This window comes from Frigidibacter sp. (assembly GCF_030695035.1).
GTDB lineage: Bacteria > Pseudomonadota > Alphaproteobacteria > Rhodobacterales > Rhodobacteraceae > Frigidibacter.
Map to the genome: position 1 here is coordinate 26,515 of NZ_JAUYTT010000016.1, position 24,698 is coordinate 51,212.

General features: G+C 67.2%; 29 protein-coding genes. 14 read left to right on the top strand and 15 right to left on the bottom strand.

The genetic code is table 11. The annotated features are described in order from the left end of the window. Positions 1-27: 27 nt before the first annotated feature. Positions 28-849 carry a type I methionyl aminopeptidase gene (map, locus tag Q8S30_RS16230; protein WP_305667070.1) on the top strand — a complete coding sequence of 274 codons (822 nt, stop codon included), beginning with the start codon at positions 28-30 and terminating at the stop codon, positions 847-849. Positions 850-1,060: 211 nt separating this feature from the next. On the opposite strand, the gene rpsU is transcribed toward map, so the two are convergent. After that, positions 1,061-1,267, bottom strand: a complete 207-nt coding sequence (rpsU, locus tag Q8S30_RS16235) for a 30S ribosomal protein S21 (protein ID WP_011748553.1) — start codon at positions 1,265-1,267, stop codon at positions 1,061-1,063. 109 nt (positions 1,268-1,376) lie between these two features. On the opposite strand from rpsU, the gene Q8S30_RS16240 reads away from it, so the two are divergent. Continuing rightward, positions 1,377-2,078, top strand: a complete 702-nt coding sequence (locus tag Q8S30_RS16240; protein WP_305667071.1) for a COQ9 family protein — start codon at positions 1,377-1,379, stop codon at positions 2,076-2,078. After that, the gene (locus Q8S30_RS16245; RefSeq protein WP_305667072.1) at positions 2,075-3,070 is read left to right on the top strand and encodes an NAD(P)H-quinone oxidoreductase; all 996 of its coding nucleotides are present in this window, start codon (positions 2,075-2,077) and stop codon (positions 3,068-3,070) included. Before Q8S30_RS16240 ends, Q8S30_RS16245 begins: the two co-directional genes overlap by 4 nt. A gap of 14 nt (positions 3,071-3,084) precedes the next feature. Here Q8S30_RS16245 and Q8S30_RS16250 read toward each other — a convergent pair whose 3' ends face one another. Further along, a complete protein-coding gene (locus Q8S30_RS16250; protein ID WP_305667073.1) occupies positions 3,085-3,732 on the bottom strand; it encodes a ribonuclease T2 in 648 nt (215 codons plus the stop codon). Between the two features lie 126 nt (positions 3,733-3,858). Between Q8S30_RS16250 and Q8S30_RS16255 the strand changes: the two genes are divergently transcribed. Continuing rightward, positions 3,859-4,623 carry a DUF1013 domain-containing protein gene (locus Q8S30_RS16255; protein ID WP_305667074.1) on the top strand — a complete coding sequence of 255 codons (765 nt, stop codon included), beginning with the start codon at positions 3,859-3,861 and terminating at the stop codon, positions 4,621-4,623. A 66-nt stretch (positions 4,624-4,689) separates the two neighbouring features. On the opposite strand, the gene Q8S30_RS16260 is transcribed toward Q8S30_RS16255, so the two are convergent. The 13 genes from Q8S30_RS16260 to Q8S30_RS16320 form a co-directional block, all read right to left on the bottom strand. Further along, complete coding sequence (locus Q8S30_RS16260) at positions 4,690-5,925, bottom strand: RNA polymerase sigma factor (protein WP_305667075.1); 1,236 nt, start codon at positions 5,923-5,925, stop codon at positions 4,690-4,692. Positions 5,926-5,929: 4 nt separating this feature from the next. After that, entirely contained in the window at positions 5,930-6,289 is a 360-nt protein-coding gene (locus Q8S30_RS16265; RefSeq protein WP_305667076.1) for a YciI family protein, read from the bottom strand. A gap of 13 nt (positions 6,290-6,302) precedes the next feature. Beyond that, positions 6,303-6,695: an MAPEG family protein gene (locus tag Q8S30_RS16270; protein WP_305667077.1), complete on the bottom strand. Its 393-nt coding sequence runs from the start codon at positions 6,693-6,695 to the stop codon at positions 6,303-6,305. A gap of 136 nt (positions 6,696-6,831) precedes the next feature. After that, positions 6,832-7,431 (bottom strand): recombination mediator RecR, encoded by a 600-nt coding sequence (recR, locus tag Q8S30_RS16275; RefSeq protein ID WP_305667078.1) that lies wholly within the window; start codon positions 7,429-7,431, stop codon positions 6,832-6,834. Between the two features lie 7 nt (positions 7,432-7,438). Next, complete coding sequence (locus Q8S30_RS16280) at positions 7,439-7,783, bottom strand: YbaB/EbfC family nucleoid-associated protein (protein WP_305667079.1); 345 nt, start codon at positions 7,781-7,783, stop codon at positions 7,439-7,441. 12 nt (positions 7,784-7,795) lie between these two features. After that, positions 7,796-9,553, bottom strand: a complete 1,758-nt coding sequence (locus Q8S30_RS16285; protein ID WP_305667080.1) for a DNA polymerase III subunit gamma/tau — start codon at positions 9,551-9,553, stop codon at positions 7,796-7,798. A gap of 125 nt (positions 9,554-9,678) precedes the next feature. Then, on the bottom strand, positions 9,679-11,658 hold the full coding sequence (locus tag Q8S30_RS16290; protein WP_305667081.1) for a MacB family efflux pump subunit: 1,980 nt from the start codon (positions 11,656-11,658) through the stop codon (positions 9,679-9,681). Position 11,659: 1 nt separating this feature from the next. Further along, positions 11,660-12,838, bottom strand: a complete 1,179-nt coding sequence (locus Q8S30_RS16295) for an efflux RND transporter periplasmic adaptor subunit (RefSeq protein ID WP_305667082.1) — start codon at positions 12,836-12,838, stop codon at positions 11,660-11,662. 170 nt (positions 12,839-13,008) lie between these two features. Then, a complete protein-coding gene (locus tag Q8S30_RS16300) occupies positions 13,009-14,430 on the bottom strand; it encodes an FAD/NAD(P)-binding protein (protein WP_305667083.1) in 1,422 nt (473 codons plus the stop codon). Next, positions 14,427-14,585, bottom strand: a complete 159-nt coding sequence (locus Q8S30_RS16305; RefSeq protein ID WP_305667084.1) for a hypothetical protein — start codon at positions 14,583-14,585, stop codon at positions 14,427-14,429. The genes Q8S30_RS16300 and Q8S30_RS16305 overlap by 4 nt, the downstream gene beginning before the upstream one ends. A 36-nt stretch (positions 14,586-14,621) precedes the next feature. Beyond that, the gene (locus Q8S30_RS16310) at positions 14,622-14,777 is read right to left on the bottom strand and encodes a hypothetical protein (protein ID WP_305667085.1); all 156 of its coding nucleotides are present in this window, start codon (positions 14,775-14,777) and stop codon (positions 14,622-14,624) included. After that, positions 14,774-15,343 (bottom strand): alpha/beta hydrolase, encoded by a 570-nt coding sequence (locus tag Q8S30_RS16315; protein ID WP_305667086.1) that lies wholly within the window; start codon positions 15,341-15,343, stop codon positions 14,774-14,776. The genes Q8S30_RS16310 and Q8S30_RS16315 overlap by 4 nt, the downstream gene beginning before the upstream one ends. Before the next feature lie 106 nt (positions 15,344-15,449). After that, positions 15,450-15,923, bottom strand: coding sequence for an Lrp/AsnC family transcriptional regulator (locus Q8S30_RS16320; protein ID WP_305667087.1), 474 nt, complete (start codon positions 15,921-15,923; stop codon positions 15,450-15,452). Positions 15,924-16,110: 187 nt separating this feature from the next. On the opposite strand from Q8S30_RS16320, the gene Q8S30_RS16325 reads away from it, so the two are divergent. The 10 genes from Q8S30_RS16325 (at position 16,111) to cysW (Q8S30_RS16370) (ending at position 24,651) form a co-directional block, all read left to right on the top strand. After that, positions 16,111-16,575 (top strand): Rrf2 family transcriptional regulator, encoded by a 465-nt coding sequence (locus tag Q8S30_RS16325; protein WP_305667088.1) that lies wholly within the window; start codon positions 16,111-16,113, stop codon positions 16,573-16,575. Between the two features lie 184 nt (positions 16,576-16,759). After that, positions 16,760-17,011, top strand: a complete 252-nt coding sequence (locus Q8S30_RS16330; RefSeq protein ID WP_305667089.1) for a hypothetical protein — start codon at positions 16,760-16,762, stop codon at positions 17,009-17,011. A 98-nt stretch (positions 17,012-17,109) separates the two neighbouring features. Further along, on the top strand, positions 17,110-18,225 hold the full coding sequence (locus Q8S30_RS16335) for a sulfate ABC transporter substrate-binding protein (RefSeq protein WP_305667090.1): 1,116 nt from the start codon (positions 17,110-17,112) through the stop codon (positions 18,223-18,225). A gap of 38 nt (positions 18,226-18,263) precedes the next feature. Next, complete coding sequence (gene cysT, locus Q8S30_RS16340; RefSeq protein ID WP_305667091.1) at positions 18,264-19,070, top strand: sulfate ABC transporter permease subunit CysT; 807 nt, start codon at positions 18,264-18,266, stop codon at positions 19,068-19,070. After that, the gene (gene cysW, locus Q8S30_RS16345; RefSeq protein ID WP_305667092.1) at positions 19,063-19,923 is read left to right on the top strand and encodes a sulfate ABC transporter permease subunit CysW; all 861 of its coding nucleotides are present in this window, start codon (positions 19,063-19,065) and stop codon (positions 19,921-19,923) included. The genes cysT (Q8S30_RS16340) and cysW (Q8S30_RS16345) overlap by 8 nt, the downstream gene beginning before the upstream one ends. 10 nt (positions 19,924-19,933) lie before the next feature. Further along, on the top strand, positions 19,934-20,665 hold the full coding sequence (locus Q8S30_RS16350) for a sulfate/molybdate ABC transporter ATP-binding protein (protein WP_305667093.1): 732 nt from the start codon (positions 19,934-19,936) through the stop codon (positions 20,663-20,665). Between the two features lie 227 nt (positions 20,666-20,892). Further along, positions 20,893-21,990, top strand: a complete 1,098-nt coding sequence (locus tag Q8S30_RS16355; RefSeq protein ID WP_305667094.1) for a sulfate/molybdate ABC transporter ATP-binding protein — start codon at positions 20,893-20,895, stop codon at positions 21,988-21,990. Next, positions 21,987-22,988 carry a sulfate ABC transporter substrate-binding protein gene (locus Q8S30_RS16360; RefSeq protein ID WP_305667095.1) on the top strand — a complete coding sequence of 334 codons (1,002 nt, stop codon included), beginning with the start codon at positions 21,987-21,989 and terminating at the stop codon, positions 22,986-22,988. Before Q8S30_RS16355 ends, Q8S30_RS16360 begins: the two co-directional genes overlap by 4 nt. Beyond that, complete coding sequence (cysT, locus tag Q8S30_RS16365; RefSeq protein WP_305667096.1) at positions 22,985-23,827, top strand: sulfate ABC transporter permease subunit CysT; 843 nt, start codon at positions 22,985-22,987, stop codon at positions 23,825-23,827. Before Q8S30_RS16360 ends, cysT (Q8S30_RS16365) begins: the two co-directional genes overlap by 4 nt. Continuing rightward, positions 23,827-24,651 (top strand): sulfate ABC transporter permease subunit CysW, encoded by an 825-nt coding sequence (cysW, locus tag Q8S30_RS16370; protein ID WP_305667097.1) that lies wholly within the window; start codon positions 23,827-23,829, stop codon positions 24,649-24,651. Before cysT (Q8S30_RS16365) ends, cysW (Q8S30_RS16370) begins: the two co-directional genes overlap by 1 nt. Positions 24,652-24,698: the final 47 nt, after the last annotated feature.

The following is a 24,698-nucleotide window of genomic DNA, read 5'->3' on the forward strand; positions in this document are numbered from 1 at the left end:
GGCCATTCACGAATGAGGTGGCACGGCATGAGGGGTAGCGGTGTGGACGATCCGCGCGGCAGGCTGACCAAGGACGGCATCCGGATTCACGAGGCCAGCGACTTCGCCGGAATGCAGGCGGCCGGACAGGTCGCGGCGCGGATTCTGGACGAGGTGGCGGCGCTGGTCGAACCCGGGGTCACGACCGAGGCCATCGATGATTTCATCACCCGGCGGGTGGTGGAGCTTGGCACCGTGTCGGCCACCATCGGCTATCGCGGTTATCGCCATGCCAGCTGCATCAGCGTCAACCATGTCGTCTGCCACGGAATCCCGGGGCCGAAGACGCTGAAGGACGGCGATATCCTGAACATCGACGTGACGGTGATCCTGGATGGCTGGTTTGGGGATTCGAGCCGCATGTATGTGGCCGGTAATCTGGCCCGCAAGGCCGAGCGGTTGATCCAGGTGACGCATGACGCGCTGATGCTGGGGATCGAGGCGGTTCGGCCCGGCAATACCTTCGGCGATATCGGATTTGCCATCCAGAGCTATGTCGAGGCGCAGCGGATGAGCGTGGTGCGCGATTTCTGCGGCCACGGTCTTGGCCGGGTGTTCCACGCGCCGCCGAACGTGCTGCATTACGGGCGGCAGGGGAAGGGCGCGGTGCTGGAGGAAGGCATGTTCTTCACCATCGAGCCGATGGTGAACCTGGGGCGCCCCGAGACCAAGGTGCTGGCCGATGACTGGACCGCCGTGACCCGCGACAAGTCGCTGTCGGCGCAGTTCGAGCATTCGGTGGGGGTGACGGCGGATGGCTGCGAGATCTTCACGCTGAGCCCGGCGGGGCGGTTTCACCCGACCTGGTGAGGTGCCCTTGGCCGGCCGCCGGGGGCGCTGCCCCCGGACCCCCGGGATATTTGGACCAAAACGAATTGGAAGGTGTGCGCGGGGCCGCTTTCGGCAAAGAAAAACCCCCGGACTTGCGCCCTGGGGGTTGATCGTGACGCGGGTTTCCCCGCCAGCGAAACAGGACCCGAAAGACCTTGAAGGGCTCAGAGAGCGCCTTCGCAAAAGACGCTTAGAGAGCGCCTTCGCGCTGGGCCTTCTTGCGCGCCAGTTTACGGGCACGCCGGACGGCTTCGGCTTTCTCGCGGGCTTTCTTCACGGACGGCTTCTCGAAATGTTGCTTGAGCTTCATTTCACGAAACACACCCTCGCGCTGAAGTTTTTTCTTCAGGGCACGAAGCGCCTGTTCGACATTGTTGTCGCGAACGCTGACCTGCATGTGGTTGTCACCACCTTCCTAGGTTAAAGTTGCAAGTATTTGCAGGAGCCGGTCCTATATCAGGGGCGGGGCATCTTGTCCACCATGCGGAACGGAGGCTGCGAGTGCGATGGAAAACAACGGCTTGAACCCGGCGGCAGTGCAAGAATCGTTGCTGGAGGCGGCTTTGGCGCATGTGCCTTTCGATGGCTGGTCGGATGCGACCTTTCAGGCGGCGGCGCAGGATGCGGGCGTGGACCTGCCACTGGCAAAGGTGATCTGCCCGCGCGGGGCGGTGGATCTGGCGGCGGCCTATCACCGGCGCGGCGATGCCGAGATGCGGCTGCGGCTGGCGCAGCAGGATCTTGCGGCGCTGCGCTTTCGCGACCGGGTGGCGTTGGCGGTACGGCTGCGGCTGGAGGTGGCGGACCGCGAGCTGGTGCGGCGCGGGGCGGCGCTGTCGGCGCTGCCGCAGAATGCAGGGACTGGATCGAAGCTGATCTGGGGCACGGCGGATGCGATCTGGGAAGCACTTGGCGACACCTCGGATGACCTCAACTGGTATTCCAAGCGCACGACGCTGGCGGCGGTCTATTCGGCGACGGTGCTGTATTGGCTGGGCGATACCAGCGAGGGCGATGCCGCGACCTGGGAGTTTCTGGACCGGCGCATCGACAATGTGATGCAGGTCGAGAAGCTGAAGGCGCAGGTGCGCGAGAACAAGGTGCTGCGGACGGTGTTTGCCGGGCCGATGTGGCTGGCGGGCAAGGTGAAGGCGCCGGGGGCGCGGGCCGAGGATCTGCCGGGGCAGACCAAGGACCCGGTGGCATGAGCGCCGATCTCCCTACGATGATGCGCGCGGTCGAGATTTCGGCGCCGGGCGGGCCTGAGGTATTGGCGCCCTGCACGCGGCCGGTGCCGGTGCCGGGCCACGGCCAGATCCTGATCCGCGTGGCCTATGCCGGGGTGAACCGGCCCGATGCGCTGCAACGCGCGGGCAGCTATGCGCCGCCTCCGGGAGCCTCGCCGCTGCCGGGGCTGGAGGCTTCGGGGCATGTTGCCGCCGTGGGGCCGGGCGTGACTGGCTGGCAGGTTGGCGACGCGGTCTGCGCGCTGCTGCCGGGCGGCGGCTATGCCGAATATGTGGTGACGCCCGCGGCCCATGCGCTGCCGGTGCCGGAGGGGATGGCGCTGCGCGAGGCGGCCTGCCTGCCGGAGACCTTCTTTACCGTCTGGTCCAATGTCTTCATGCGCGGCGGGCTGAAGGCGGGCGAGCGGTTCCTGGTGCAGGGTGGATCGTCGGGCATCGGCACCACGGCGATCCAGTTGGCGCGGGCGTTCGGGGCGAGGGTCTTTGCCACCGCCGGATCGGCGGAGAAATGCGCGGCTTGCGAGGGGCTGGGGGCCACCGCGATCAACTACCGCGAGGCGGATTTCGTGCAGGTGCTGGCGGCGGAAGGCGGGGCGAACCTGATCCTCGACATGGTGGGCGGCAGCTACATCCCGCGCAACATCAAGGCCCTCGCCGATGACGGGAGGCTGGTGATGATCGCCTTTCTGGAGGGCCCGAAGGCCGAGCTGAACTTTGCCCAGATCATGGCGCGGCGGCTGCTGGTGACCGGCTCCACGCTGCGGCCCCAGTCCGATCTGGCGAAGGCGCGCATTGCGGGCGAGCTGCGCGAGAAGGTCTGGCCGCTGCTGGCGGCGGGCACGGTCGCGCCGGTAATGGACAGCGAGTTCGCGCTGGAAGAGGCCGCCGCCGCCCATGCGCGGATGGAAGGCTCCACCCATGTCGGCAAGATCGTGCTGCGGGTGGCGGGTTAGCGAAGGGTGGCGGGTTAGCGAACCGCCCCCATCAGCGCATTCGGCAGCGTGCAGTCGCGGGACACATCGGCCCCGCAGGCGCGGAACTCCAGATCCTTGGTCAGGCAGATCCGCGCCTCGCGGATCATGCCTTGGGCGCAGGTGATGGTGATGGCCTGCGGTGTCAGGCCCGGGTTCGCCTCAATAAACGCATCCTCCACCACCTTGGCGGGCAGGGTCACGTCACGGTTCAGCCGGGCGAGGACCGGGGGGATCGTCACCGCCTCGTAGGCATCGCGCGACGCGTCCAGATACTCCGCAGCCGGAAGCCCCGAGCAGCGGCCATGCTTCTTCCACTGGTGCCAGGCCAGCCCGCCCGAGCCCATGATGTCGGCCATCGCGGCAGTTTCGCGGCGCGAGGGATCGCGGGCGGCGCTGGGGCAATAGCTGGGCCAGCCGCGTTCATTCTGCGGCCAAAGCCCGTGCAGGGTGAAGGAATGATCATGCCGCGGATCGCACTGATCCTCGCCCCGAGCATCGCCTTCCAGCGTGCAGAAGCTGGAGGACCAACTGAGCGCCAGTACGTAATAGTCGAACGCGCCGGCCCGCTCGCCCTCGGCCGCCGCGGGCGTTGCGGCAAGAACCAGCGCCAGCAGCGCGGCAGATAGGGACAATTGGCGCATTTTCTCTTTCCTCCGCCCGGTATCGGCACTATATCGGCCGATGACTTCCCCGAAAACGTGGAAAGGCGGACCTCCGGGCCGCAGCCGTTTTCCCGGCGCGGGAGAGATTTGTAAAGGAGTGATCCGATGACGAAACCTCTGATGGCCAAGGCAACTGCCGTCTGGCTCGTCGACAACACCACGCTCAGCTTCAAGCAGATCGCCGATTTCTGCGGGATGCACGAGCTTGAGGTGCAGGGGATCGCGGATGGCGACGTGGCCACCGGCGTGAAGGGCTTCGACCCTGTCGCTTCCAGCCAGCTTGATCAGGGCGAGATCGAGAAGGGCGAGAAGGATCCGGGCTACAAGCTGAAGCTGAAGTTCAACGCCGCCGCCACCGGCGAGGAAAAACGCCGCGGCCCGCGCTATACCCCGCTGTCCAAGCGCCAGGACCGGCCCGCCGCGATCCTGTGGCTGGTGCGGTTCCACCCGGAACTGGCCGATGCGCAGATCGCCAAGCTGGTCGGCACCACCAAGCCGACCATCGCCACGATCCGCGAGCGGACGCACTGGAACATCCAGAACATCCAGCCGATCGACCCGGTGGCGCTTGGCCTGTGCCGGCAGACCGAACTGGATGCGGCCGTGCAGAAGGCCGCCAAGAAGAAGGCCGCCGAGGGCGGGCTGATGACCGATGACGAGCGGCGCAAGCTGGTCTCGACCGAGCAGTCGCTGGGGATGGGCACCGAGCCGCGGATGCCGTCCTCGATTGCCGGGCTGGAAAACTTCTCGCTGTCGCAGAGCGACGCGGATGAGCGGCCGGCGAAGGACTTCTCGGATGCCGAGAGCTTCTTCAACCTGCCCGACGCGGATGATGAAGACGACGAGGACGAAGACGACAACAAGCGCTGATTGCGGCGCAAGGCGGATGAGGGGGCTCCGGTCGGAAGACCGGGGCCTTTTTGCTTGGGGTCGGACTCAGGTGCCCAGGCTGGCAAGCATCCGTTGCAGGAACAGCGCCTCGGCCGGTCCGGGTGCGAGGGCGATGGCCTGTTGGTAGGCGCTGGCGGCCGCGGCGCGGTCGCCCGTCATGGCAAGAAGGGCGGCGCGCGCCGCGTGCCAGGGCTGGTAGCCGGCAAGATGCCCCTCGAGGCTTTCGACAATCGCCAGCCCACGGGCCGGCTCCCCCGCTTCGGCCAGGGCGACGGCGGCGTTGAGGCTGACCACCGGCGTCGGCTCGTGGCGCCATAGCGCGCCATAGAGCGCGGCGATCTGCGGCCAGTCGGGGCCGGGCTCGGCCATTTGGCAATCGGCAATGGCGGCCTTGATCTGGAATGGCCCCGGTCGGCGGCGGGCGACCGCTGCGGCGAGGATGGCGCGGCCCTCGGCCAGGCGGGCGCCATCCCACAGGCTGCGATCCTGCACGGCGGGCGGCAGGCTGGCCCCATCCGCCCCGATCCGGGCGGCACGGCGGGCGGCGGTCAGCAGCATCATTGCCAGCGCGCCCTCGATTTCCGGGTCTTCGGGCCTCAGCCGGTCGATCAGGCGCATCAGATATTCGGCCTCATGGCACAGATCCCGCGGCTCGCCGGGCCCCGCGACATAGCCGGTGGTGAAGATCAGGTAGACCGTCGTCAGCACCGCCTCCAGTCGCGCGGGCCAAAGCTCTGCCTCGGGCACGGCGAAGGGGATGCCCGCCGCGGCGATCTTGGCCTTGGCGCGGCTGAGGCGCTGGCCCATCGTCGGTTCGGCATCCAGGAAGGCGCGGGCGATCTCGGGCGTGGTCAGCCCGCAGACCGTGCGCAGCGTCAGCGCCACCCGCGACTTCATCTCCAGCGAGGGGTGGCAGCAGGCGAAGATCAGGCGCAGGCGCTCGTCGGGGATGGCCTCGGGCTCGGGCGCGGCCTCATCCACCACCAGCCTTGCCAGCGCCTCGGCCTTGCGGGCATCGCGGCCAGCACCGCGCAGCCGGTCAATGGCCTTGCGCCGCGCCACCTGCAGCAGCCATCCCTGAGGCGAGCGGGGCAGGCCCGACCGCGCCCAATGCCCCAGTGCCGAGATCGCGGCCTCTTGAAGCGCCTCTTCCGCCAGCGACAGGTCGCGCAGCCCGGCGGCAAGGGCGGCCAGCAGCCGCCCCCGGTCTGACCGCATCACGCGGTCAAGCTCCCTCGCCACCGCGATGGCAGCTGCAGGCCCGGGGGCGGCGGGGCTCATGGGCTCAGGACGCGGGGTTGTAGTCCATCAGCGGGCGCAGCTCGATGGTGCCGAAATGCGCCGAGGGGATCAGCGCGGCATAGGTCAGCGCCGCATCCAGATCGGGCACGTCGATCACATAATACCCGCCCAGATGCTCGCGGGTTTCGGCGAAGGGGCCGTCCATCGTCTCGACCTTGCCCGATTTGATGCGCAGCGAGGTGGCAGTTTCCACCCCCTGCAGCCCCTCGCCGCCGCGCAGCACGCCATCGGCCTTCATCCGCTCGTTCGCGGCGAAATAGCCGCCCATCATCTCGTTGAACTCGGGCGTGCCATAGGCGGGTTCCAGCGCGGGGTCGTTGTAGATCAGCAGCATGTATTGCATGGGATTTGTCCTGTCAGAGGCCAAGGATGTGGATGCCGATGCAGACCATCGCATTCAGCGCGGCCAGCAGGTTGGTGCCGTTGCCGACATAGCGCAGCGGGTGCCCGGCATTGCCCGGCAGCAGGCCGAAGGGATGCGCGATGCGCCCGATCAGCAGCAGCGCGCCCGAGGCATGTAGCCAGATCGCGGGCGTGCCCATGCCTTCGGCCAGCATCATCAGGATCAGCACGAAGGCCGACCATTCGGCGCAGTTCCCGTGCTGGCGCATCCGCTGCAGCAGCCGGGCGTCGCCGCCATCGCCGAAGGACACGCCCGTGGCCGAGCGCAGCGACGAGACGCGGAACCACAGGACCAGATAGATCACCGCCACCGGCAGCGCGTAGAGGGGGGTTGTTGCGAAAACCATGAGCCTTCCTTTGCATGTGAGGTTTCGATACCCCAAGGACGCCCAAGGTTTGCAGATTTCGACAGGGTTCAGAAAAATTTCACATGCCGCGACCGATTTTGTCGATGGCGGTGTGCTGGTGGCACGCCTCGCCCGCTCAGAACCGCTTCCGCGCCCTCAGTGCCGCCTGAATGGTCCCGTCATCCAGATAGTCCAGCTCTCCGCCAATCGGCACGCCCTGGGCGAGGCTGGTGACCTGCACCCCCGAGGCCTCCAGCGCCTCGGCGATGTAATGGGCGGTGGTCTGGCCATCGACGGTGGCGTTCAGCGCGAGGATGACCTCGGTGACGCCTTCCTCGGCGATCCGGTCCAGCAGGCGGGGGATGTGCAGCTCGTCCGGCCCCACGGCATCCAGCGCCGACAGGGTGCCGCCCAGAACGTGATAGCGGCCGCGGAAGGCCTGCCCACGCTCCATTGCCCAGAGGTCGGCGACATCCTCGACCACGCAGATTTCGCCGGTCTGGCGGGCGGGGTTGGCGCAGATGGCGCAGATATCTTCGGTGCCGATATTGCCGCAGCGGCTGCATTCGCGGGCACTGGCGGCGACATGGCCCATGATCGTGGCCAGCGGCGCCATCAGCGCCGCGCGCTTCTTGATCAGATGCAGCACCGCGCGCCGGGCCGAGCGCGGGCCGAGGCCGGGCAGCCGCGCCATCGTCTCGATCAATGCCTCGATGTCGCGGGTGCCCTGGCTCATGCCTGCATCAGAACGGCAGCTTGATGTCGGCCGGCAGGCCAAGCTCGGCGGACAGCTTCTGCATCTCGTCCTGCGCCCGGTCGGTGGCGCGTTTCTGCGCGTCCTTCACCGCGGCGAGGATCAGATCCTCGACCACTTCCTTGTCTTCGGGCTTGAAGATCGACGCGTCGATGCTGAGCGCGGTGAGGTCGCCCTTCGCCGTCGCCTCGACCTTCACCAGCCCGCCGCCGGCCTCGCCGGTGACGATGGTGCTGGCGAGCTGCTCTTGCATCTCGGCCATGCGGGTCTGCATCTGCTGCGCGGCCTTGACCATCTTGGCCATGTCGCCCATTCCGCCCAAACCTTTGAACATGCGTCTTTCTCCTCAGTTGTCCTCGAACGGATCCCATTCATCCTCGACCTCGGGTAGCGCTTCCACGGCAGCCTCGGCCGATTTTGCATCGGGTGTTCTGATGTCGGTAATTTTCGCACCGGGGAAGGCGGCGAAGACCGCCTGCACCAGCGGGTTCTTCTGCGCCTCGGCCTCGGCGGCAAGGCGGCCTTCGTCGCGGCGTTCGGCGATGGTCGCGGCGCCGCCCTGGCCGACGACGGACACGGCCCACCGGGCATTGGTCCAGAGCTGCAGGCGCTGCGCCAGCATCGAGGCGAGGTCGCGGGGGGCGGCGGGACCGGGTTCGAACTCGATCCGGCCGGGGCTGTAGCGGGCGAGGCGGAGGTTGGTTTCCACCTCGACCAGCAGCTTCATGTCGCGGCGCTCGCGGATCAGGTCGACCACACCGTCGAAGCTGGCATAGCGGGCGAGGCCGATATCGGGCGCGGTGGCGAGGGCGGTGGCGGCGCCTGAGCCAGAGACGGCGACAGTGTTGATCGGGGCGCTGGCGATGGCGCGGGGCGGGGCGTGGACGGGGCTGCCGCCGGGGGTGGGGCCGCGGCCTTGCGGCGGGGCGGAGGCGGGCGGCGCGTCTTGCAACCGGCGCAGCAGCGCCTCGGGGTCGGGGAGTTCAGCGACATGGGTCAGGCGGATGATCGCCATTTCCGCGGCCATCATCGCATTGGGGGCTTGGGCCACTTCTTCCAGCGATTTCAGCAGCATCTGCCACATCCGCGTCAGGGCGCGCATGGGCAAAGCCGTCGCCATCTGCTGGCCGCGGCTGCGTTCATCGGGGGTCACGGTCGGGTCTTCGGCGGCGTCCGGGGTGATCTTCACCACGGAAATCCAATGGGTTACCTCAGCCAGATCGCGCAGCACGGCCATCGGGTCGGCGCCGTCGGCATATTGGCCCGAGAGTTCCGACAGGGCGGCGGCGGCGTCGCCGCGCATGATGAGGTCGAAGAGGTCCAGCACCCGGCCGCGATCGGCGAGGCCGAGCATGGCGCGGACCTGTTCGGCGGTGGTCTCACCCGCACCATGGGCGATGGCCTGGTCCATCAGGGACATGGCATCGCGGGCCGAGCCTTCGGCGGCGCGGGTGATCAGGGCGAGCGCGTCAGGGGCGAGGGAGGCGCCTTCCAGCCCGGCGATGCGGGCGAGGTGGGCGATCATCACCTCTGGCTCAATCCGTTTAAGATCAAAGCGTTGGCAGCGCGAAAGGACGGTCACGGGGACCTTGCGGATCTCGGTCGTGGCGAAGATGAACTTCACATGGGCGGGGGGTTCCTCAAGCGTTTTCAGCAGCGCGTTGAACGCGTTGGTGGACAGCATGTGGACTTCGTCGATGATGTAGACCTTGTAGCGCGCCGAGGCGGCCCGGTAGTGGACGCTTTCGATGATCTCGCGGATATCGCCGACGCCGGTGCGGCTGGCGGCGTCCATTTCCATCACGTCGACATGGCGGCTGTCGGCGATGGCGCGGCAGTTCTCGCAGACGTCGCACGGCTCTGTCGTCGGCCCGCCGGTGCCGTCTTTTCCGATACAGTTCAAGCCCTTGGCAATGATCCGTGCCGTCGTGGTCTTGCCCACCCCGCGCACGCCGGTCATCACGAAGGCATGGGCGATGCGGTCGGCGGCGAAGGCGTTGCGCAGGGTGCGCACCATCGCCTCTTGCCCGATCAGGTCGGCGAAGGTGGCCGGCCGATACTTGCGCGCAAGAACCTGATAGCCGGTGGCTTGGGTTTCGGACATGGGCGCCTCAGGGTCATTCACGGACCCAATCTAGGCGCTTGCGGGGGCGGCGTAAACCAGCCCCCGCGAATATGGAAATCATGCAGAACCCATGCGCATGTCATACATACGATTTGCCACAGGTCTTACTCCCGCGTCAGCGCCACCACCGGGTCCAGCCGGGCGGCAGACCTTGCGGGAAGATAACCGAAGGTGACGCCGATCGCGGTGGAGGAGGCGAAGGCCAGCACCACGGTCGAGGCCGAATAGGTCAGGCGCATGGTGTCTTGCAGGCTGCCGATCAGCCAGCCGGAGCCGAGGGCCAGCAAGACGCCGATGATGCCGCCCAGAAGGCAGACCAGAATCGCCTCGGTCAGGAACTGCGCGATGATGTCGGAGCGTCGGGCGCCGACGGCGATGCGCACGCCGATCTCCTTGGTGCGTTCGGTGACGGACACCAGCATGATGTTCATCACCCCGATGCCGCCGACCAGCAACGAGATCACCGCGATGGCCGAGACCAGCAGGGTCAGCGTTTGGGCAGTGGAGGTGATGCTGTCGCGGATGCTGTCGGAGTTGGTGAGGAAGAAGTCCTTGGTGCCGCCGTGGCGCGAGCGCAGCAGCGCGTCGATCTGCGCCTCGGCGGCGTCGATGTCGTAGTCGTCGCCGACGCGGACGGTGATGGCATCGACGGTGTTGCCGCCGGTGATGCGCAGCACGGCGGTGGTGTAGGGCAGGAAGACGCGGATCGATTGAGGGCCGAAGCTGGCGCCCGAGGATTCGACGACGCCGATCACCCGCAGTGGCACCCGGCCGACCTGCACGGTCTTGCCCACCGGGTTTTCGCCATCCGGGAAGAAGGTGCTGGCGGCATCGGCATCGAGCACCGCCACCTGATCGCGGGCCTGCAAGGACGCATCCGTGAACAGCTGACCTTGCGTGACGGTATAGGCGCCCACATCGAAATAGGCGATGCCGACGCCGAGCACCGAGGCGGAGGCGGAGACAGAGCCGCGGGTGACATTGGAGGTTGTATTGACCTCGGGCGAGACCGAGGCCGCATAGGGCTGGAGGGCCAGCGCATCGGCATCGGCAGAGATCAGCGTGTCGATGGCGCCGGCCCGCCTGTCGCCAAAGCCGGTGCCGGGGCGGATAGTGATGGTGCTGGTGCCGAGCGAGGAGATGTTTTCCAGCACCTTTTCCTGGCTGCCGGTGCCGAGTGCCACCACGGACACCACCGAGGCGATGCCGATGATGATGCCCAGCATGGTCAGGAAACTGCGCATCCGGTGGGCGTTGAGCGCGCGCACCGCCATGATGAACGCCTCGGACATGCGGCCACCAAGCGCGGCGAGGCCGGACTTTTCGGGCGGCACCGGGTCTGGCGTGGCGATTGGCGGAGTTTCAGGCGGGCCGCTGCGGCTGTCGGAGGTGATGCGGCCATCGCGCAGTTCCACCACGCGCTGTGCGCGGGCGGCGACGGCGGCGTCATGGGTGATGATGACGATGGTATGGCCGCGGGCATGCAGGTCGTCGAGCAGGGCGAGGAGTTCGGCCCCCGATTTCGAATCGAGCGCGCCGGTGGGTTCATCGGCCAGGATCACCTCGCCGCCATTCATCAGCGCCCGCGCGACGGAGACGCGCTGCTGCTGGCCGCCCGACAGCGCGCCGGGGCGGTGGCTTTTGCGGTCGCCGAGGCCGAGCCGGTCGAGAAGGGCGGTGGCGCGGACACGGCGCTCGGCCCGGGCGGCGCCGGCATAGATGGCGGGCACCTCGACATTCGAGACGGCGTCGAGATCGGGCAGCAACTGGTAGCGCTGGAAGATGAAGCCGAAATGCGCACGGCGCAGGCGGGCACGGTCTTCCTCGGGCATTTGCGCCACGTCCTGCCCGGCATAGTGGTACTGGCCGGCGGTGGGGCGGTCGAGGCAGCCGATGAGGTTCATCAGCGTGGACTTGCCTGAGCCGGAGGCGCCCATGATTGCGATCATCTCACCGGGCCAGATATCAAGGTCGATATCGTCGAGGACGGTGATGCGTTGGTCACCGGCGGTAAATTCGCGGCGGATATCGCGCATCGAGATCAGTGGGGCGGTTGGGTCGGGGGCCCGATCGGAGCTGGCCATGTCAGAAGCCCATCATCGGCGGGCCACCCATGCCGCCAGAGCTGCCGGTTGCGGCGGCAGCGGCGCCAGCCGAGGCGACGACGCGCTCGCCCTCCTCCAGCCCCGAGGTGATCTCGGCGGTGACATTGGTGTTGAGCCCGACCTTGACCGCCCGTTCCGCGACCGCGCCGGTGGCGGGGTCATAGACACTGACAGAGCGGGTTCCATCCTCGGCGCGAGGGCCCAGGGCGGTGGAGGGGATGGTCAGCACGTCTGTCGCCTGCGCCAGCAGGATGCGGACCTCGGCGGTCATGCCGATGCGCAGGATGCCGTCGGGATTGTCCACGTCAAGGAGGGCATTGTAGTAGATCGCGGTATCGGTCGAGACGGTATCGCTTTCCTCGATGGTGGCGGGGGCGGGTTCGATGGCGCGGAGCGTCGCGTCGAACTGCAGGTCGGGCGCGCCCGAGAGGGTGAAGCTGACGGTCTGGCCGGGGGCGACCTGGACCACATCCGCCTCGGAAATCTCGGCCTTGATCACCATCTTGTCGAGTGCGGCGAGCTTGACCAGCGTCGGCGAGGAGGTGTTGGCGTTCACCGTCACGCCTTCATCGGTGACGATGGCGACGACGGTGCCGGTGATCGGTGCGGTGATCCGGGTACGGTCGAGTTCGGTGCGGGCCGAGGAGAGCGAGACCTCGGCCTGCGCCTTCTCGGCCTCGATCTGGTCCAGTTCCGCCTCGGCGACGGTCAGCCCGGCCTCGGCGGCCTGCAGATCCTCGCTGGAGGTCAGGTTCTTTTCGTTGAGGGTGCGGCGACGCTCCAGCAGCAGATCGGCCTGCAGGATCGAGGCGCGCTTGGCGGCGATCTGCGCCTCGATCTGCTTCAGCGTGGCTTCGGCCTGCAGGACGGCGTTCTTCTGGTCGTCGGAATCGATCTGGGCGATCAGGTCGCCCTTCTGCACCAGTTGCCCCAGCTCCACCGCCAGCGTTTCCACCTGCCCCGAGACGCGGGCGCCGACCGACACGAGCTGCGAAGCCTCGATGGCGCCAGTCGCGAGCACGCTGCGTTCCACGGTGCCGCGGGTCACGGCGACGGTGACCGGCGGGGCGGCGGTGTCGCCTGAGTAGGTTTGCCACCCCCACCAGCCGCCGCCGAGGGCAAGCGCGGCGATCAGTGCGATCATGAGGGGTTTCTTCATTGCGGGGCTCCTGCAGATAAGGCCGCGGATGATACGCGGCAGCGCAGCGGTTCCGTCGGTCGGGCGCCCGCACGAGCGGCAATACTGGGAGAGAGGGTGAGAGGGAACCATCCTCTGGCGAGGTGTTCGAGAGAAGTCCTTTACCTTGACTGTGCCGGCATCGTCCGCTTCTAGGCTTTGTCGCGGGCGTTGGCGCGCCGGGCATCGGCTGACAGCAAGGCGAGAACAGCGGCCAGGCGTGAGGTCTGTTCGCGGATATCCGGAATTGCGGTGATCTCCCAGAACGCTGCGCGAGAGACGGGGCCGATGGCGAACAGTTTGCCCGAGGCCCAGTCATCCTTGCCAAGCAAGCGACAGGATGACCCGACATCGAGCCCGATGTTCAGAGGATCCACCCGGGCGCTTCCGCGGCGCAGCAGATCGGCGATGAGCGGCGAGGCATGGCGCGCAGGGTCGCGCCGGATGCCGCGACAGTCGAAGATCAGGGTCGCTGGAAGGATCAGCGGAGTTGCGGACCCTGAGGGCAGGATGCGGGCACCCGCCTGTCCACCGGGCAGACGCTCGGCGCGCAGAAAGCTGCCCCGCATTACCCGCATCTGACCCGTAGCCATCGCTTGCTGAAGTGTCGCCTCGGACGCGGGCGGAATGCGATGACGATGGACGTCCCACCAGGTCGCCGCGTGGCGCAGGAAACGGGATCGCTCTGCCAGTGGCAGGTTTCTCCAGATCGCCTTGACGTGGGGCCTGATGCCATCCACGGCATCCCGCCAGGTGCCGCCTTGCTGTTCGGCCTGTCTGGCAAGACCGCGGGCCCAACCAATCAGCACTGTCATCGGTGCTCCCAGCGGAATCTCCGCCAAGGTCAGCGCCAACGGTTTGGTCGGCCGGTGGGTTCGGGGTAACTGGCCGCGGCGCGACACGCAGAGGATCTCGCCGCGATGGCCTGCCTTCAGCAAGGTGATGACCCGGTCCACCATCGACAGGCCGGACCCGATGATAACGACGCGGGCGCCCCTGTCAAAATCATCCGGATCGTCCCATGCACCAAGCAGCAGGCCTTGGGGATCCGGCGCTTCGAGCACATGGCCGGTGGCGAGAACCGCGATATCGCCGATCACGCTTTGCCCGTCGCCCAGATGCACCACGACACCCGCCGGGGTCTCTTGCAGGCGCAAGGCGGTCTGGTGGACGAACCTGAGGCGCTGCGGCCCGGCTCCCTGCAGCCACGGGGAGATGAGGCTGGACAGGTAGCTGCCATAGGTCGATCTGCTGACGAAACACTGGCCGGTCACGCCCCGACCGTCCGACCGTGTCCGCAGCCAATTCAGGAAATGCCCCGGGTCATTCGGAAACGCGCTCATGTTGTGGGCGCGGGTGTTGAGCAGGTGGTCCGGATCATCGGTGGAATAGGCCACCCCGCGCCCGGGTGCATGCCGCCCCTCGATGATCGTGACCCGGAAGGCGACATCTTGCCGCGAGAGCAGGTGCGTGGCCATCAGCACACCGCTGGCCCCGCCGCCGATGACCACGACATGGGGGCCATGCAGCTTGGGGCTTGCTGAGGGGCTCTGGATAACCTGGTGATCCATCATCCGAGGACCAGCATGGAGAAGACCGCTGCGAGCCCAAGTGCAGCCGCGAACAGCGCTGCCATTGCCGGGCCCGTCATGTCACCGTGTCCTTCATTTGCCAGCGAGGCTGCGAATATCTCGGCGAAGTCCTGGTCGAAGCGTCCGTCGATCATCATGGTCGGCTCCTGTTGGGACTGGGGGTCTGGGGGCTGTCAGTCAAAGGTCCGGTGCGCGGACGCGTCAAAGGCCGACTTGACCGCATCGGGCGCGATCACCACGGCGATGACTGCGAGATACGCCGCGGCGAACAGCGCCAGTGCGGCGTAACCGGACAGGCCGGAATCGGGGCGGCGGAACAGATGTTTCACAGGGCGAACCTCCGAGCTGGCCTTTGCTGGGACAGCGATCCGGCAGAGCGCCCGAGCAGGTTATCCCGCAGGGCCTTCCCGCTGGCCCACGGACCGAAGCCCGAGGCGACGTTGATATGGCCGGCGTTCCCAAGATCGACGAGGTTGCTGCCCCATGCCTGCGTTAGGTGTCTTGCGCGATCGAAGTGCATCCACGGGTCATTGCGGCTGGCGACTACCGTGGCCGGGATGTCGAGCCGAAGCTCGGGTATGGGGCCGAAATGGCCGATTCGGTCATTGCCCCGGGTCTCGGCCGGGGCCACCAGCAACGCAGCCCGCACGCGAAGGTGGGGCCAGGCCGCCAGCAACCGGGCGATCAGCACGGCTCCTAGCGAGTGGCCGACAAGGACGCAGTCGGGGTGGCGCAGGATCATCGAGGCCAGCTCGATTTCCCACACCGCGGGAACCGGATGCGCCGGATCCGCCAGATCGACCATCAGCGCGCCGTGCTCGGTTGCGGCCCACCAGTGCTGCCAATGCGGCGCCGGGGATCCGTCCAGGCCGGGGACGATCAATGTCTTGGTCATGTCCGTGTTCCTTCGACTCGTGTCCCACATAATCTAGCAAGATTGTCGTGATTAATGCTTCCAAAGATCAGGTGCAGAAGGGAAGGCCCTTCTCTCTGGTGCGCCTTCAGCGCGAGTTTGTGTCCACGGGATAGGCCGTCGTGAACTTCATCCGCTCCATCGCGAAGTAGCTGGTGACGTTCTTGATCGGCACGGCATCTGTCAGGCGTTTGTAGAGCCTGTCGAAGCCTGCCATGTCGGACACGGCGATGCGCAGCAGGTAGTCCATCTCTCCGGCCATGCGGTAGGCTTCCATGATCTCGGGGATGGTTTGCGTGGCGGTGGCGAAGGCCTCGCGCCACTCTGCCGAGTGGTCGGGCGCCTCGATGCCGACAAAGACCGTGAGGCCGAAGCCCAGCCTTGCCGGGTCGGCGAGGGCAACCCGGCCGGTGAGCACGCCCGCTGCCTCCAGCTTCTGAATCCGCTTCCAGCAGGGGGTCTGGGACAGGCCGGCCTTGTCGGCGATCTGGGCAACGGGCTGGGTGGCGTCGCGCATCAGCTCTGCGAGGATCTTGCGGTCTATGAGGTCAAGCTCTGTCATCTGCTCAAGGCTCCGTGCGGGGCGGGAGGGCTGTCCTTAGAATGCACCAAAGCGCGCTAAAGTCTATCGTGTTTATCGTGTATTTACGAGCCGGCGTTTTACCGCTGTTTTGAAGGGTGCGCGCCGGCCGACGGGCCCAGACAATCACGACATTGATTCTCGCCATTCGGTCGCGTATCGCTGGGGGATGATCACGCAGAAGATGAAATACGCCCTCAAGGCGCTTCTGGCCCTCGCGGATGAGGCGGCGCAGGAGCAGCCGAGGGCGTTGACCATCGAGGAGATCGCCAAGCGGTCGGGCACGCCCAAGCGGTTCCTGGAGCACATCCTGCTCGAGGTGCGCAATGCGGGCGTGATCGCCTCGACCCGCGGGCGTTCGGGCGGCTACAGCCTGATCAAGCCGCCGGCCGAGGTGTCGATCTCGGCGCTGCTGCGCACGATAGATGGGCCGATTGCGCCGCTGCCCTGCCTCTCGCGCAGTGCCTATCAGCGCTGCGAGGATTGCACGGATGAGGCAAGCTGCCGGATCCGCAAGATCTTTGCCGAGGTGTTCTGGTCCTATCTGGTGCTGATCGACTCGCTGACCCTGGCCGACATGCTGCGGTCGGACGCGGTGGCGGAGCAGGTCATGGGCGAGGCGGCGCAAGCCTAATTAGCTGATAATTATCGGTTTTTCTACCGCAGGACAGGCGTGACAGCCTCCTGCGGCCGGAGAATTTTCTTCTATAAACACGACAATATTTAGCGTGAATTTGCTTTTGCAATACTCGACAAGTCGTGTCGTTATTACGGTCATGGCAGGGACGGATCCTTGCCGGCACCGAAGGAGAACGACGATGACCGCTTTCGCCTTTCACCCTTTCGCGCAGGCCGGGCTGGCGATGCCTGTTGCCGCCCCCCCGATGCCGCGTGCCTGCGCCGTCCGCCTGATCGACCGTCGCACCGGCGCCGCGCATCGGATCAACGGCCGGCCGCTGACGCTGTTCACCCGCCGCCCGCAGGAGGCTGCGGCCGAGCTGCTGGAGGGGCGCGATGCCTCGCTCTGGGAGGTGCGGATCGATCCCATTGAGCCGGAGGTGCGGCAATGACCCCCTTTGGCCACCCCCCGATGCTCCACGGCCTCGTGCCGTTGCTTCCCCGCTTTCTGGCCGCCCGCACGGCGCGCCCCGCTTCCACGGAGACTACCATGCAGACCACGATTTTGCTGTCCGGCAACGCCACGGCCCAGGGCCTGAAGGTCGCCGAGCTGACCGATGGCCGCGTCACCATCGAGACGGGGCGCGAGCGGGTGACCGGCTGGCCGGTGCCGGCCTTTGCCCGGGGCGCGCTGCCCGTGCTGGCGCTGGCGCTGACCCTTGGTGCCGCACCGGCCCCGGTTCAGGCAGAAACGCTGCTGAATGTCAGCTATGACCCGACGCGCGAGCTGTATCGCGAGGTGAACGAGGCCTTTGCCGACTGGTGGGTGGCGCAGGGCAATGAGGCGCCAATCCTCGAGACCTCGCATGGCGGGTCGGGGAGTCAGGCGCGCGCGGTGATCGACGGGCTTGAGGCGCAGGTGGTGACGCTGGCGCTGGCCTCGGACATCGACAGGATCGCACAGGCGGGCAAGCTGCCGGCGGGTTGGCAGGGCACGCTGCCGCACAACTCCTCGCCCTATGCCTCGACGATCGTGTTCCTGGTGCGGGAAGGGAACCCCAAGGGGCTGGCCGACTGGGGAGATCTGGTGGCGGAGGGGGTGGAGGTGATCACGCCCAACCCGAAAACCTCAGGCGGGGCACGGTGGAACTACCTTGCCGCCTGGGCCTGGGCCGAGAAGAACGGGCAGGACCCGCAGGAGTTCGTCGGCAAGCTCTACAAGAACGTGCCGGTGCTGGACAGCGGCGCGCGCGGGTCCACCACCACCTTCGCGCAGCGCGGGATCGGCGATGTACTGCTGGCCTGGGAGAATGAGGCGTATCTGGCGCTGAAGGAGCTGGGGGAGGATCAGTTCGACATCGTGGTGCCCTCGGTCTCGGTGCTGGCCGAACCGCCGGTGGCGCTGGTGGAGGGGAACATCAAGTCGGGTGCGCAGCGCGAGTTGGCGACGGCGTATCTGAACTTCCTCTACACGCCCGAAGGGCAGGCGCTGGCCTTCAAGCACTTTTACCGGGCGTGGGATGCTTCGGCCGCCGCGCCGGAAGATGTCGCCCGCTTCCCCGATCTGGAGCTGGTGGACATCGCCAGCTTCGGCGGTTGGGCAAAGGTGCAGCCCGAGCATTTCGGCGATGGCGGCATCTTCGACCAGATCTACGTGGCGAAGTGAGGCTGGCGATGGGCAGGCCCCTTGTTCACCGCTCCCCCATGCCCGGCCTCGGCCTCAGCATGGGGATCACCCTGACGATGCTGTCGCTCGTCGTGCTGCTGCCCATCGGCGCCCTTCTTCTGAAGGGCGCCAGCTACGGGATCGAGGGGATCTGGGAGACAGTCAACCGCGAGAGGGTCTGGGCGGCGCTGTTCCTGTCGTTCCGCCTGTCGCTGTTCGCGGCGGTGTTCAACCTGATCTTCGGGGTGCTGCTGGCCTGGGTGCTGGTGCGCTACCGCTTCCCCGGCAGGCGGATTCTGGACGCCTCCGTGGACCTGCCCTTCGCGCTGCCGACCGCAGTGGCGGGCATCGCACTGACCGCGCTTTATGCCCCGAACGGGGCCTTTGGCTCGCTCGCGGCCAGCATCGGTTGGAAGATCGCCTATAGCCAATGGGGCATCCTCCTGGCGCTGGTCTTCGTGGGACTGCCCTTCGTCACCCGCACCGTGCAGCCGGTGGTGGAGGAGATCGAGCGCGAGGTCGAGGAGGCATCCGCCACGCTTGGCGCCACGCGCCTGCACACCCTGCGCCATGTGATCGCGCCGATGCTGGCCCCGGCAGCGCTGACCGGCTTCGCGCTGGCGCTGGCGCGGGCGGTGGGGGAATATGGGTCGGTCATCTTCATCGCCGGGAACATCCCGCTGGTGACCGAGATCGCGCCGCTGCTGATCGTGATCCAGCTGGAAGAGTTCAACTATGACGCCGCCGCCGCCATCGGCATCGCCATGCTGCTGATCAGCTTTGCGATGCTGCTGGTGATCAACCTGATCCAGGTCTGGAGCCGCCGGAGGATTGGCTATGTCTGATATCGCACAGGTCCGTTTCCGGTCCGCCACCGAGGAAACCCCGCTGGCGCGCCGGGCGCTGATCGCCGTCGCCGTCCTTGGCCTTGGCATCCTTGTCGCCGCGCCGCTGATCGTGGTCTTCGCCGAGGCGCTGGCGCAGGGATGGGCTGCCGCTGTTGCCTCGCTGGGAAACCGCGACGCGCTGTCGGCGATAAGGCTGACGCTGACCATCGCCGGCATCTCGGTGCCGCTGACCGCCGGTTTCGGCATCGCCGCAGCCTGGTTCATCACCAAGTTCGACTTCCGCGGCAAGGCCTTCCTGATCACGCTGATCGACCTTCCATTCTCGGTCAGCCCGGTGGTCGCGGGCCTGTGCATCGTGCTGATGTTCGGCACCAACAGCCTTGTCGGCGGCTGGCTGGTGGCCAGCGGTTATCCCATCGTCTTCGCGCTGCCGGGCATCGTGCTGGCGACGATGTTCGTGACCTTCCCCTTCGTCGCGCGCGAGCTGATCCCGGTGATGATCGAGCAGGGCCGCGCCGAGGAGGAGGCGGCGCTGACGCTTGGCGCCTCGGGCTGGCGGGTGTTCTGGACGGTGACGCTGCCGAACATCCGGTGGGCGCTGCTTTATGGCGTGCTGCTGTGCAACGCCCGCGCGATGGGGGAGTTCGGGGCGGTTGCCGTCGTGTCGGGCAAGATCCGCGGCCAGACCGCAACCATGCCGATCACCATCGAGATGTTCTACAACGAATACCTCTCGGTCGCGGCCTTCAGCCTGGCCGCCGTGCTGACCCTGCTCGCCCTCGTCACCCTGCTGCTGAAAACCGCGCTGGAGATCCGCCATGCGGACCAGCTTGCCGCCCTGCATCCTTAGGAGGCCGCCCATGCATATCGAGATCGACGAAATCGCCAAGACCTTCGGCACCACCGCGGCGCTGCATCCGGTGTCGCTGTCGCTGCCCTCGGGCGCCTTGGTAGCGCTGCTTGGCCCCTCCGGTTCCGGCAAGACCACGCTGCTGCGCATTTTGGGGGGCCTCGAGTTCCCCACCTCCGGCCGCGTGCTCTTTGACGGGCAGGACGCCACGGGGCTGAGCGTGCAGGAGCGGCGGGCGGGCTTCGTGTTCCAGAGCTATGCGCTGTTCCGGCACATGACCGTCTTTGACAACATCGCCTATGGCCTGAACGCCCGGCCGCGTGCCAGCCGCCCGAACAAGGTGGAGGTGGCGCGGCGGGTGACCAGGCTGCTGGATCTGATCCAACTGCCGGATATCGGCGCGCGCTATCCCAGCCAGCTGTCGGGCGGCCAGCGCCAGCGGGTGGCGCTGGCCCGGGCGCTGGCGATCGAGCCGCGGATGCTGTTGCTGGACGAACCCTTCGGCGCCCTCGACGCCAAGGTCCGCAAGGAGCTGCGGCAAGGCCTGCGCGACATCCATGACGAGACCGGGTTGACGACGGTGTTCGTGACCCATGATCAGGACGAGGCGATGGAGCTGGCCGACCTCGTGGTGGTGATGTCCGGATCGCAATCGGGGGGCCGGATCGAGCAGATCGGCAAGCCGCAGGATATTCGCAGCAAGCCTGCGTCGGCCTTTGTGCGGGAGTTCATCGCGGCATGACCCCGGCAGGGGATCTGCGCGTGTGAAAAGAACCCCCTCTCGGCGACTCTGTGCGGGGAAGCACAGTGTTCCGCCGCGCCGTTCGGAGGACGGACGGCAGCCGGGTGGCCCGGGCGCGAACGGAACAACGTTCGCGCTCGTAGTCAAGACTGGCTTGGTACCCGGCATTTTCGGATTGAATCCGCCCCGATTTGGAACCATTTCCCGGGGGCAACAGGAATCCCGCCATGACCATCGCCATCTCATCGCTGACCAAGAGCTTCGGGCCCACACATGTCCTGCGCGGCATCGACCTTGGCATCGAGGCCGGGGAGCTGGTGGCGCTGCTGGGCCCCTCGGGTTCGGGCAAGACGACGCTGCTGAAGATCATCGCCGGGCTCGATTGGCCGGACGCGGGCGCACTGGCGGTGGACGGGCAGGACTGGCTGGCCCTGCCGGCGCAGAAGCGGCGCATCGGGTTCGTGTTCCAGAGCTATGCCCTGTTCCCGCACATGACCGTGCGCGACAACATCGCCTTCGGTCTGACCGTGCGGCCCCGGGCCGAGCGCCCCGGCAAGTCTGTCATCGCGGCGCGGGTCGATCAGCTCCTCGGCCTGCTGCAGATCCCGCATCTGGCGGACCGCTTTCCCACCCAGCTGTCGGGTGGCCAGCGCCAGCGCGTGGCGCTGGGGCGGGCGTTGGCCATCGAGCCGTCGGTGCTGCTGCTGGACGAGCCCTTCGGCGCGCTGGATGCCGCCATCCGCCGCGACCTGCGGCGCTGGTTGCGCGAGGTGCATGAGGCGACGAAATCCACCACCATCTTCGTCACGCACGATCAGGAAGAGGCTTTCGAGATGGCCGACCGCGTGGTGGTGATGGGCGAGGGGCGGATCGAGCAGATCGGCACCGCCGACCAGATCCATGACCATCCTGCCTCGCCTTTCGTCGCCCGCTTCATGGGCGCGGTGGTCGAACTGCCAGTGGCCCTGCGCGCCGGCCGGGTCGAGGCTGCGGGGCTGGACGCAAGCGCGCTGGAGCGCCGCGCCATGGCCGATGGTCCGGCCCGGCTGTTCCTGCGCCCCGACGCCATCGCGCTGGAGCCGGATGCGGCCAGCCCGTGGGTCCTGTCGCACAAGGCCAGCAACGGCGCCGTCATCCGCGCCACGCTGCGCCGCGAGGACGGCACGGAACTGCCCGTCGACCTGCTGCGCCATTCCGCGCCCGAGGTCACCCTCGGCGCTGCCTATCGTCTGCGTCCGCTGACCGGCGCAGTCTTCTCCGCTGAGGGTGCCGCGCAGAGCGGCGGCCCAAGCCCGCTTCCCCTTCTCAAGGAACACCGCAAATGAAACACGGATTGATCAAGGCGACCTTTCTGGCCGTCGGCCTCGGCGCCGCTGCCCCGGCCGCCGCGCAGGACAGCCTGCTGAACGTCAGCTACGACATCGCGCGCGAGCTGTTCGAGGCGCTGAACCCGGCCTTCGTGGCGACCTGGAAGGCCGAGAGCGGCCGCGATGTGACCATCGACCAGAGTCACGGCGGATCGTCGCGCCAGGCACGCGCCATTCTGGAAGGCCTCGCCGCCGATGTGGTGACCTTCAATCAGGAGACCGACATTGACGTGCTGGCCGAGGGCGGCCTTGTCGATCCGGCATGGCGCGACGCGCTGCCCAACGGCGCCTCGCCCTATTACTCGCTGCCCGCCTTCCTGGTGCGCGAGGGCAACCCCAAGAACATTCAGGACTGGTCTGATCTGGCGCGCGAAGACGTGGCGCCGGTCTTCCCGAACCCGAAAACCAGCGGCAATGCGCGCTACACCTATCTGGCCGCCTATGCCTATGGGCTGGAGCAGAACAACGGCGACGAGGCCAAGGCGCAGGAGTTCGTGAAGGCGATCCTGTCCTCGGTTCCGGTCTTCGACACTGGCGGGCGCGCCGCGACCCAGACCTTTGCCGAACGCGAGATCGGCGACGTTCTGGTGACCTTCGAGGCGGAAACCGGCCAGATCGCCGCGGAATATGCCGACAAGGGCTTTGTCCGCGTGACGCCGAGCCTGTCGCTGTTTGCCGCCTTCCCGGTGGCGGTGGTGACCGAGAATGCCGAGAAGAACGGCACGGCCGAGGTGGCGACCGCCTATCTCGAATGGCTCTATTCGCCCGAGGCGCAGGAGATCCTGGCGCAGCATGACTACCGGGTGACCGATGCCGAGGTGGCGGCGAAATACGCGGCGGACTTCCCCGAGGTCCGGCTGGTCACGGTGGATGAGGTCTTCGGCGGCTGGGATGCCGTGCGCGAAGAGCATCTGGCCGATGGCGCCATTCTGGATCAGGTCTTCGTCAACCAATGATCGCTGCCGCGGCACCCATCCGCGCGAAACGCGTCCTGCCGGGGTTCACGCTGAGCCTCGGCACGACGCTGCTGTATCTCACCGTGGTCATCCTGATCCCGGTTCTGGCGCTGATCCTGAAGGGGGCCGAGATCGGCCCCGCAAGGTTCTGGGCCATCGTCACGGCACCCCGCGCGGTGGCTGCGTTTCAGGTGACGATCACCGCCGCGGTGATCGCCACGGTGTTCAACGCGGTCTATGGCCTGCTGATGGCCTGGGTGCTTGTGCGCTATGAGTTTCCGGGCAAGCGGCTGCTGGATGCGCTGATGGACATTCCCTTTGCCTTGCCCACGGCGGTGGCCGGCCTGTCGCTGACGGCCCTCTTCTCGGCCAATGGCTGGATCGGGGCCTGGCTGGAGCCGCAGGGTATTTCCGTCGTCTACACGATCTGGGGCATTGCGCTGGCCATGGCCTTCACTTCGGTGCCCTTCGTCGTGCGCACGGTCCAGCCGGTGCTGGAGGACCTTGACCCGGCCTATGAGCAGGCGGCGCGCACGCTGGGAGCCTCCGAGGTCACCATCTTCACGCGGGTGATCTTCCCGCAGATCCTGCCGGCCTGGCTGGCGGGCTGCACCATCGCCTTTGCCCGGTCCTTGGGTGAGTTCGGGGCCATCGTCTTCATCGCTGGCAACCTGCCGATGAAGACCGAGATCGCGGCGCTGCTGGCCTTCATCCGGCTGGAGGAGTTCGACTACAACGGCGCCTCGGCGATTGCGCTGGTGCTGCTGGTCTTCGCGCTGGTGCTGCTGTTCGTGTCGAACCGGCTGCAGGCCTGGGCGATGCGGCACAAGGGGGTGTGATGCAGGCTGCCACCTTCAACCCTACGCAGACGTCGCTTGTGCCCCGGCTGCTGATCGGGCTGGCCGTCGCGCTGACGCTGCTGATCGTCGTGGCGCCGCTGGTCTATATCTTCGCCCGCGCCTTCGGTGAGGGTTGGCGGGTCTATGCAGAGAACCTGCTGAACCCCGCGACGCTGCACGCGGTCTGGCTGACCACGATCACCGCGCTGATCGTGGTGCCGGTGAACATCGCCTTCGGCATCTCTGCCGCCTGGGTCGTCGCGCGCTTCCGCTTTCCGGGGCGGAGCCTGCTGGTCACCGCCATCGAGATCCCCTTCTCGATCTCGCCGATCATCGCGGGCATCTGCTACCTGCTGCTGTACGGGCGGCAGGGGCTGCTGGGGCCGTGGCTGGCGGACAATGACCTGCAGGTGATGTTCGCGCTGCCGGGCATCGTGCTGGTGACCATGTTCGTCACCGCGCCGTTTGTCGCGCGCGAGGTGCTGCCGCTGATGCAGGCGCAGGGGTCGGATCAGGAGCAGGCTGCCGTAACCCTTGGCGCCAGCGGCTGGCAGGTCTTCCGCCGCGTGACGCTGCCCAACATCAAATGGGCGCTGCTGTATGGCGCGGTCCTGTGCACGGCGCGGGCGGTGGGCGAGTTTGGCGGGGTGTCGGTCGTGTCGGGCAACATTCGCGGCCAGACCAACACCTTGCCGCTGCATGTAGAGCTGCTGTTCAACGACCTGAACGCGACAGGCGCCTTTGCCGCAGCCTCGGTGCTGACGCTGCTGGCCCTCGTGGCGCTGGTCGCCAAGACCGTGCTGGAGGCGCGGAAGGCGCGGTAGCTTCGGCGTGAGTCTGGCCGGCGTGCACCCTGGTTTCAGGTGCCGCG

Excerpts from the sequence above, each read along its gene's own strand:
- cysW (WP_305667097.1), top strand. The coding sequence starts at position 23,827 with ATGCAGGCTGCCACCTTCAACCCTACGCAGACGTCGCTTGTGCCCCGG.
- Q8S30_RS16280 (WP_305667079.1), bottom strand. The coding sequence starts at position 7,783 with ATGTTCAAAGGTTTGGGCGGAATGGGCGACATGGCCAAGATGGTCAAG.
- Q8S30_RS16355 (WP_305667094.1), top strand. The coding sequence starts at position 20,893 with ATGACCATCGCCATCTCATCGCTGACCAAGAGCTTCGGGCCCACACAT.
- Q8S30_RS16285 (WP_305667080.1), bottom strand. The coding sequence starts at position 9,553 with ATGTCCGAAACCCAAGCCACCGGCTATCAGGTTCTTGCGCGCAAGTAT.
- Q8S30_RS16300 (WP_305667083.1), bottom strand. The coding sequence starts at position 14,430 with ATGATGGATCACCAGGTTATCCAGAGCCCCTCAGCAAGCCCCAAGCTG.
- Q8S30_RS16245 (WP_305667072.1), top strand. The coding sequence starts at position 2,075 with ATGAGCGCCGATCTCCCTACGATGATGCGCGCGGTCGAGATTTCGGCG.
- cysT (WP_305667091.1), top strand. The coding sequence starts at position 18,264 with ATGCCCGGCCTCGGCCTCAGCATGGGGATCACCCTGACGATGCTGTCG.
- Q8S30_RS16320 (WP_305667087.1), bottom strand. The coding sequence starts at position 15,923 with ATGACAGAGCTTGACCTCATAGACCGCAAGATCCTCGCAGAGCTGATG.
- Q8S30_RS16255 (WP_305667074.1), top strand. The coding sequence starts at position 3,859 with ATGACGAAACCTCTGATGGCCAAGGCAACTGCCGTCTGGCTCGTCGAC.
- Q8S30_RS16325 (WP_305667088.1), top strand. The coding sequence starts at position 16,111 with ATGATCACGCAGAAGATGAAATACGCCCTCAAGGCGCTTCTGGCCCTC.
- Q8S30_RS16260 (WP_305667075.1), bottom strand. The coding sequence starts at position 5,925 with ATGAGCCCCGCCGCCCCCGGGCCTGCAGCTGCCATCGCGGTGGCGAGG.
- Q8S30_RS16360 (WP_305667095.1), top strand. The coding sequence starts at position 21,987 with ATGAAACACGGATTGATCAAGGCGACCTTTCTGGCCGTCGGCCTCGGC.
- Q8S30_RS16240 (WP_305667071.1), top strand. The coding sequence starts at position 1,377 with ATGGAAAACAACGGCTTGAACCCGGCGGCAGTGCAAGAATCGTTGCTG.
- cysW (WP_305667092.1), top strand. The coding sequence starts at position 19,063 with ATGTCTGATATCGCACAGGTCCGTTTCCGGTCCGCCACCGAGGAAACC.
- Q8S30_RS16350 (WP_305667093.1), top strand. The coding sequence starts at position 19,934 with ATGCATATCGAGATCGACGAAATCGCCAAGACCTTCGGCACCACCGCG.
- cysT (WP_305667096.1), top strand. The coding sequence starts at position 22,985 with ATGATCGCTGCCGCGGCACCCATCCGCGCGAAACGCGTCCTGCCGGGG.
- recR (WP_305667078.1), bottom strand. The coding sequence starts at position 7,431 with ATGAGCCAGGGCACCCGCGACATCGAGGCATTGATCGAGACGATGGCG.
- Q8S30_RS16305 (WP_305667084.1), bottom strand. The coding sequence starts at position 14,585 with ATGATGATCGACGGACGCTTCGACCAGGACTTCGCCGAGATATTCGCA.
- Q8S30_RS16270 (WP_305667077.1), bottom strand. The coding sequence starts at position 6,695 with ATGGTTTTCGCAACAACCCCCCTCTACGCGCTGCCGGTGGCGGTGATC.
- map (WP_305667070.1), top strand. The coding sequence starts at position 28 with ATGAGGGGTAGCGGTGTGGACGATCCGCGCGGCAGGCTGACCAAGGAC.
- Q8S30_RS16250 (WP_305667073.1), bottom strand. The coding sequence starts at position 3,732 with ATGCGCCAATTGTCCCTATCTGCCGCGCTGCTGGCGCTGGTTCTTGCC.
- rpsU (WP_011748553.1), bottom strand. The coding sequence starts at position 1,267 with ATGCAGGTCAGCGTTCGCGACAACAATGTCGAACAGGCGCTTCGTGCC.
- Q8S30_RS16335 (WP_305667090.1), top strand. The coding sequence starts at position 17,110 with ATGCAGACCACGATTTTGCTGTCCGGCAACGCCACGGCCCAGGGCCTG.
- Q8S30_RS16315 (WP_305667086.1), bottom strand. The coding sequence starts at position 15,343 with ATGACCAAGACATTGATCGTCCCCGGCCTGGACGGATCCCCGGCGCCG.
- Q8S30_RS16295 (WP_305667082.1), bottom strand. The coding sequence starts at position 12,838 with ATGAAGAAACCCCTCATGATCGCACTGATCGCCGCGCTTGCCCTCGGC.
- Q8S30_RS16330 (WP_305667089.1), top strand. The coding sequence starts at position 16,760 with ATGACCGCTTTCGCCTTTCACCCTTTCGCGCAGGCCGGGCTGGCGATG.
- Q8S30_RS16265 (WP_305667076.1), bottom strand. The coding sequence starts at position 6,289 with ATGCAATACATGCTGCTGATCTACAACGACCCCGCGCTGGAACCCGCC.
- Q8S30_RS16290 (WP_305667081.1), bottom strand. The coding sequence starts at position 11,658 with ATGGCCAGCTCCGATCGGGCCCCCGACCCAACCGCCCCACTGATCTCG.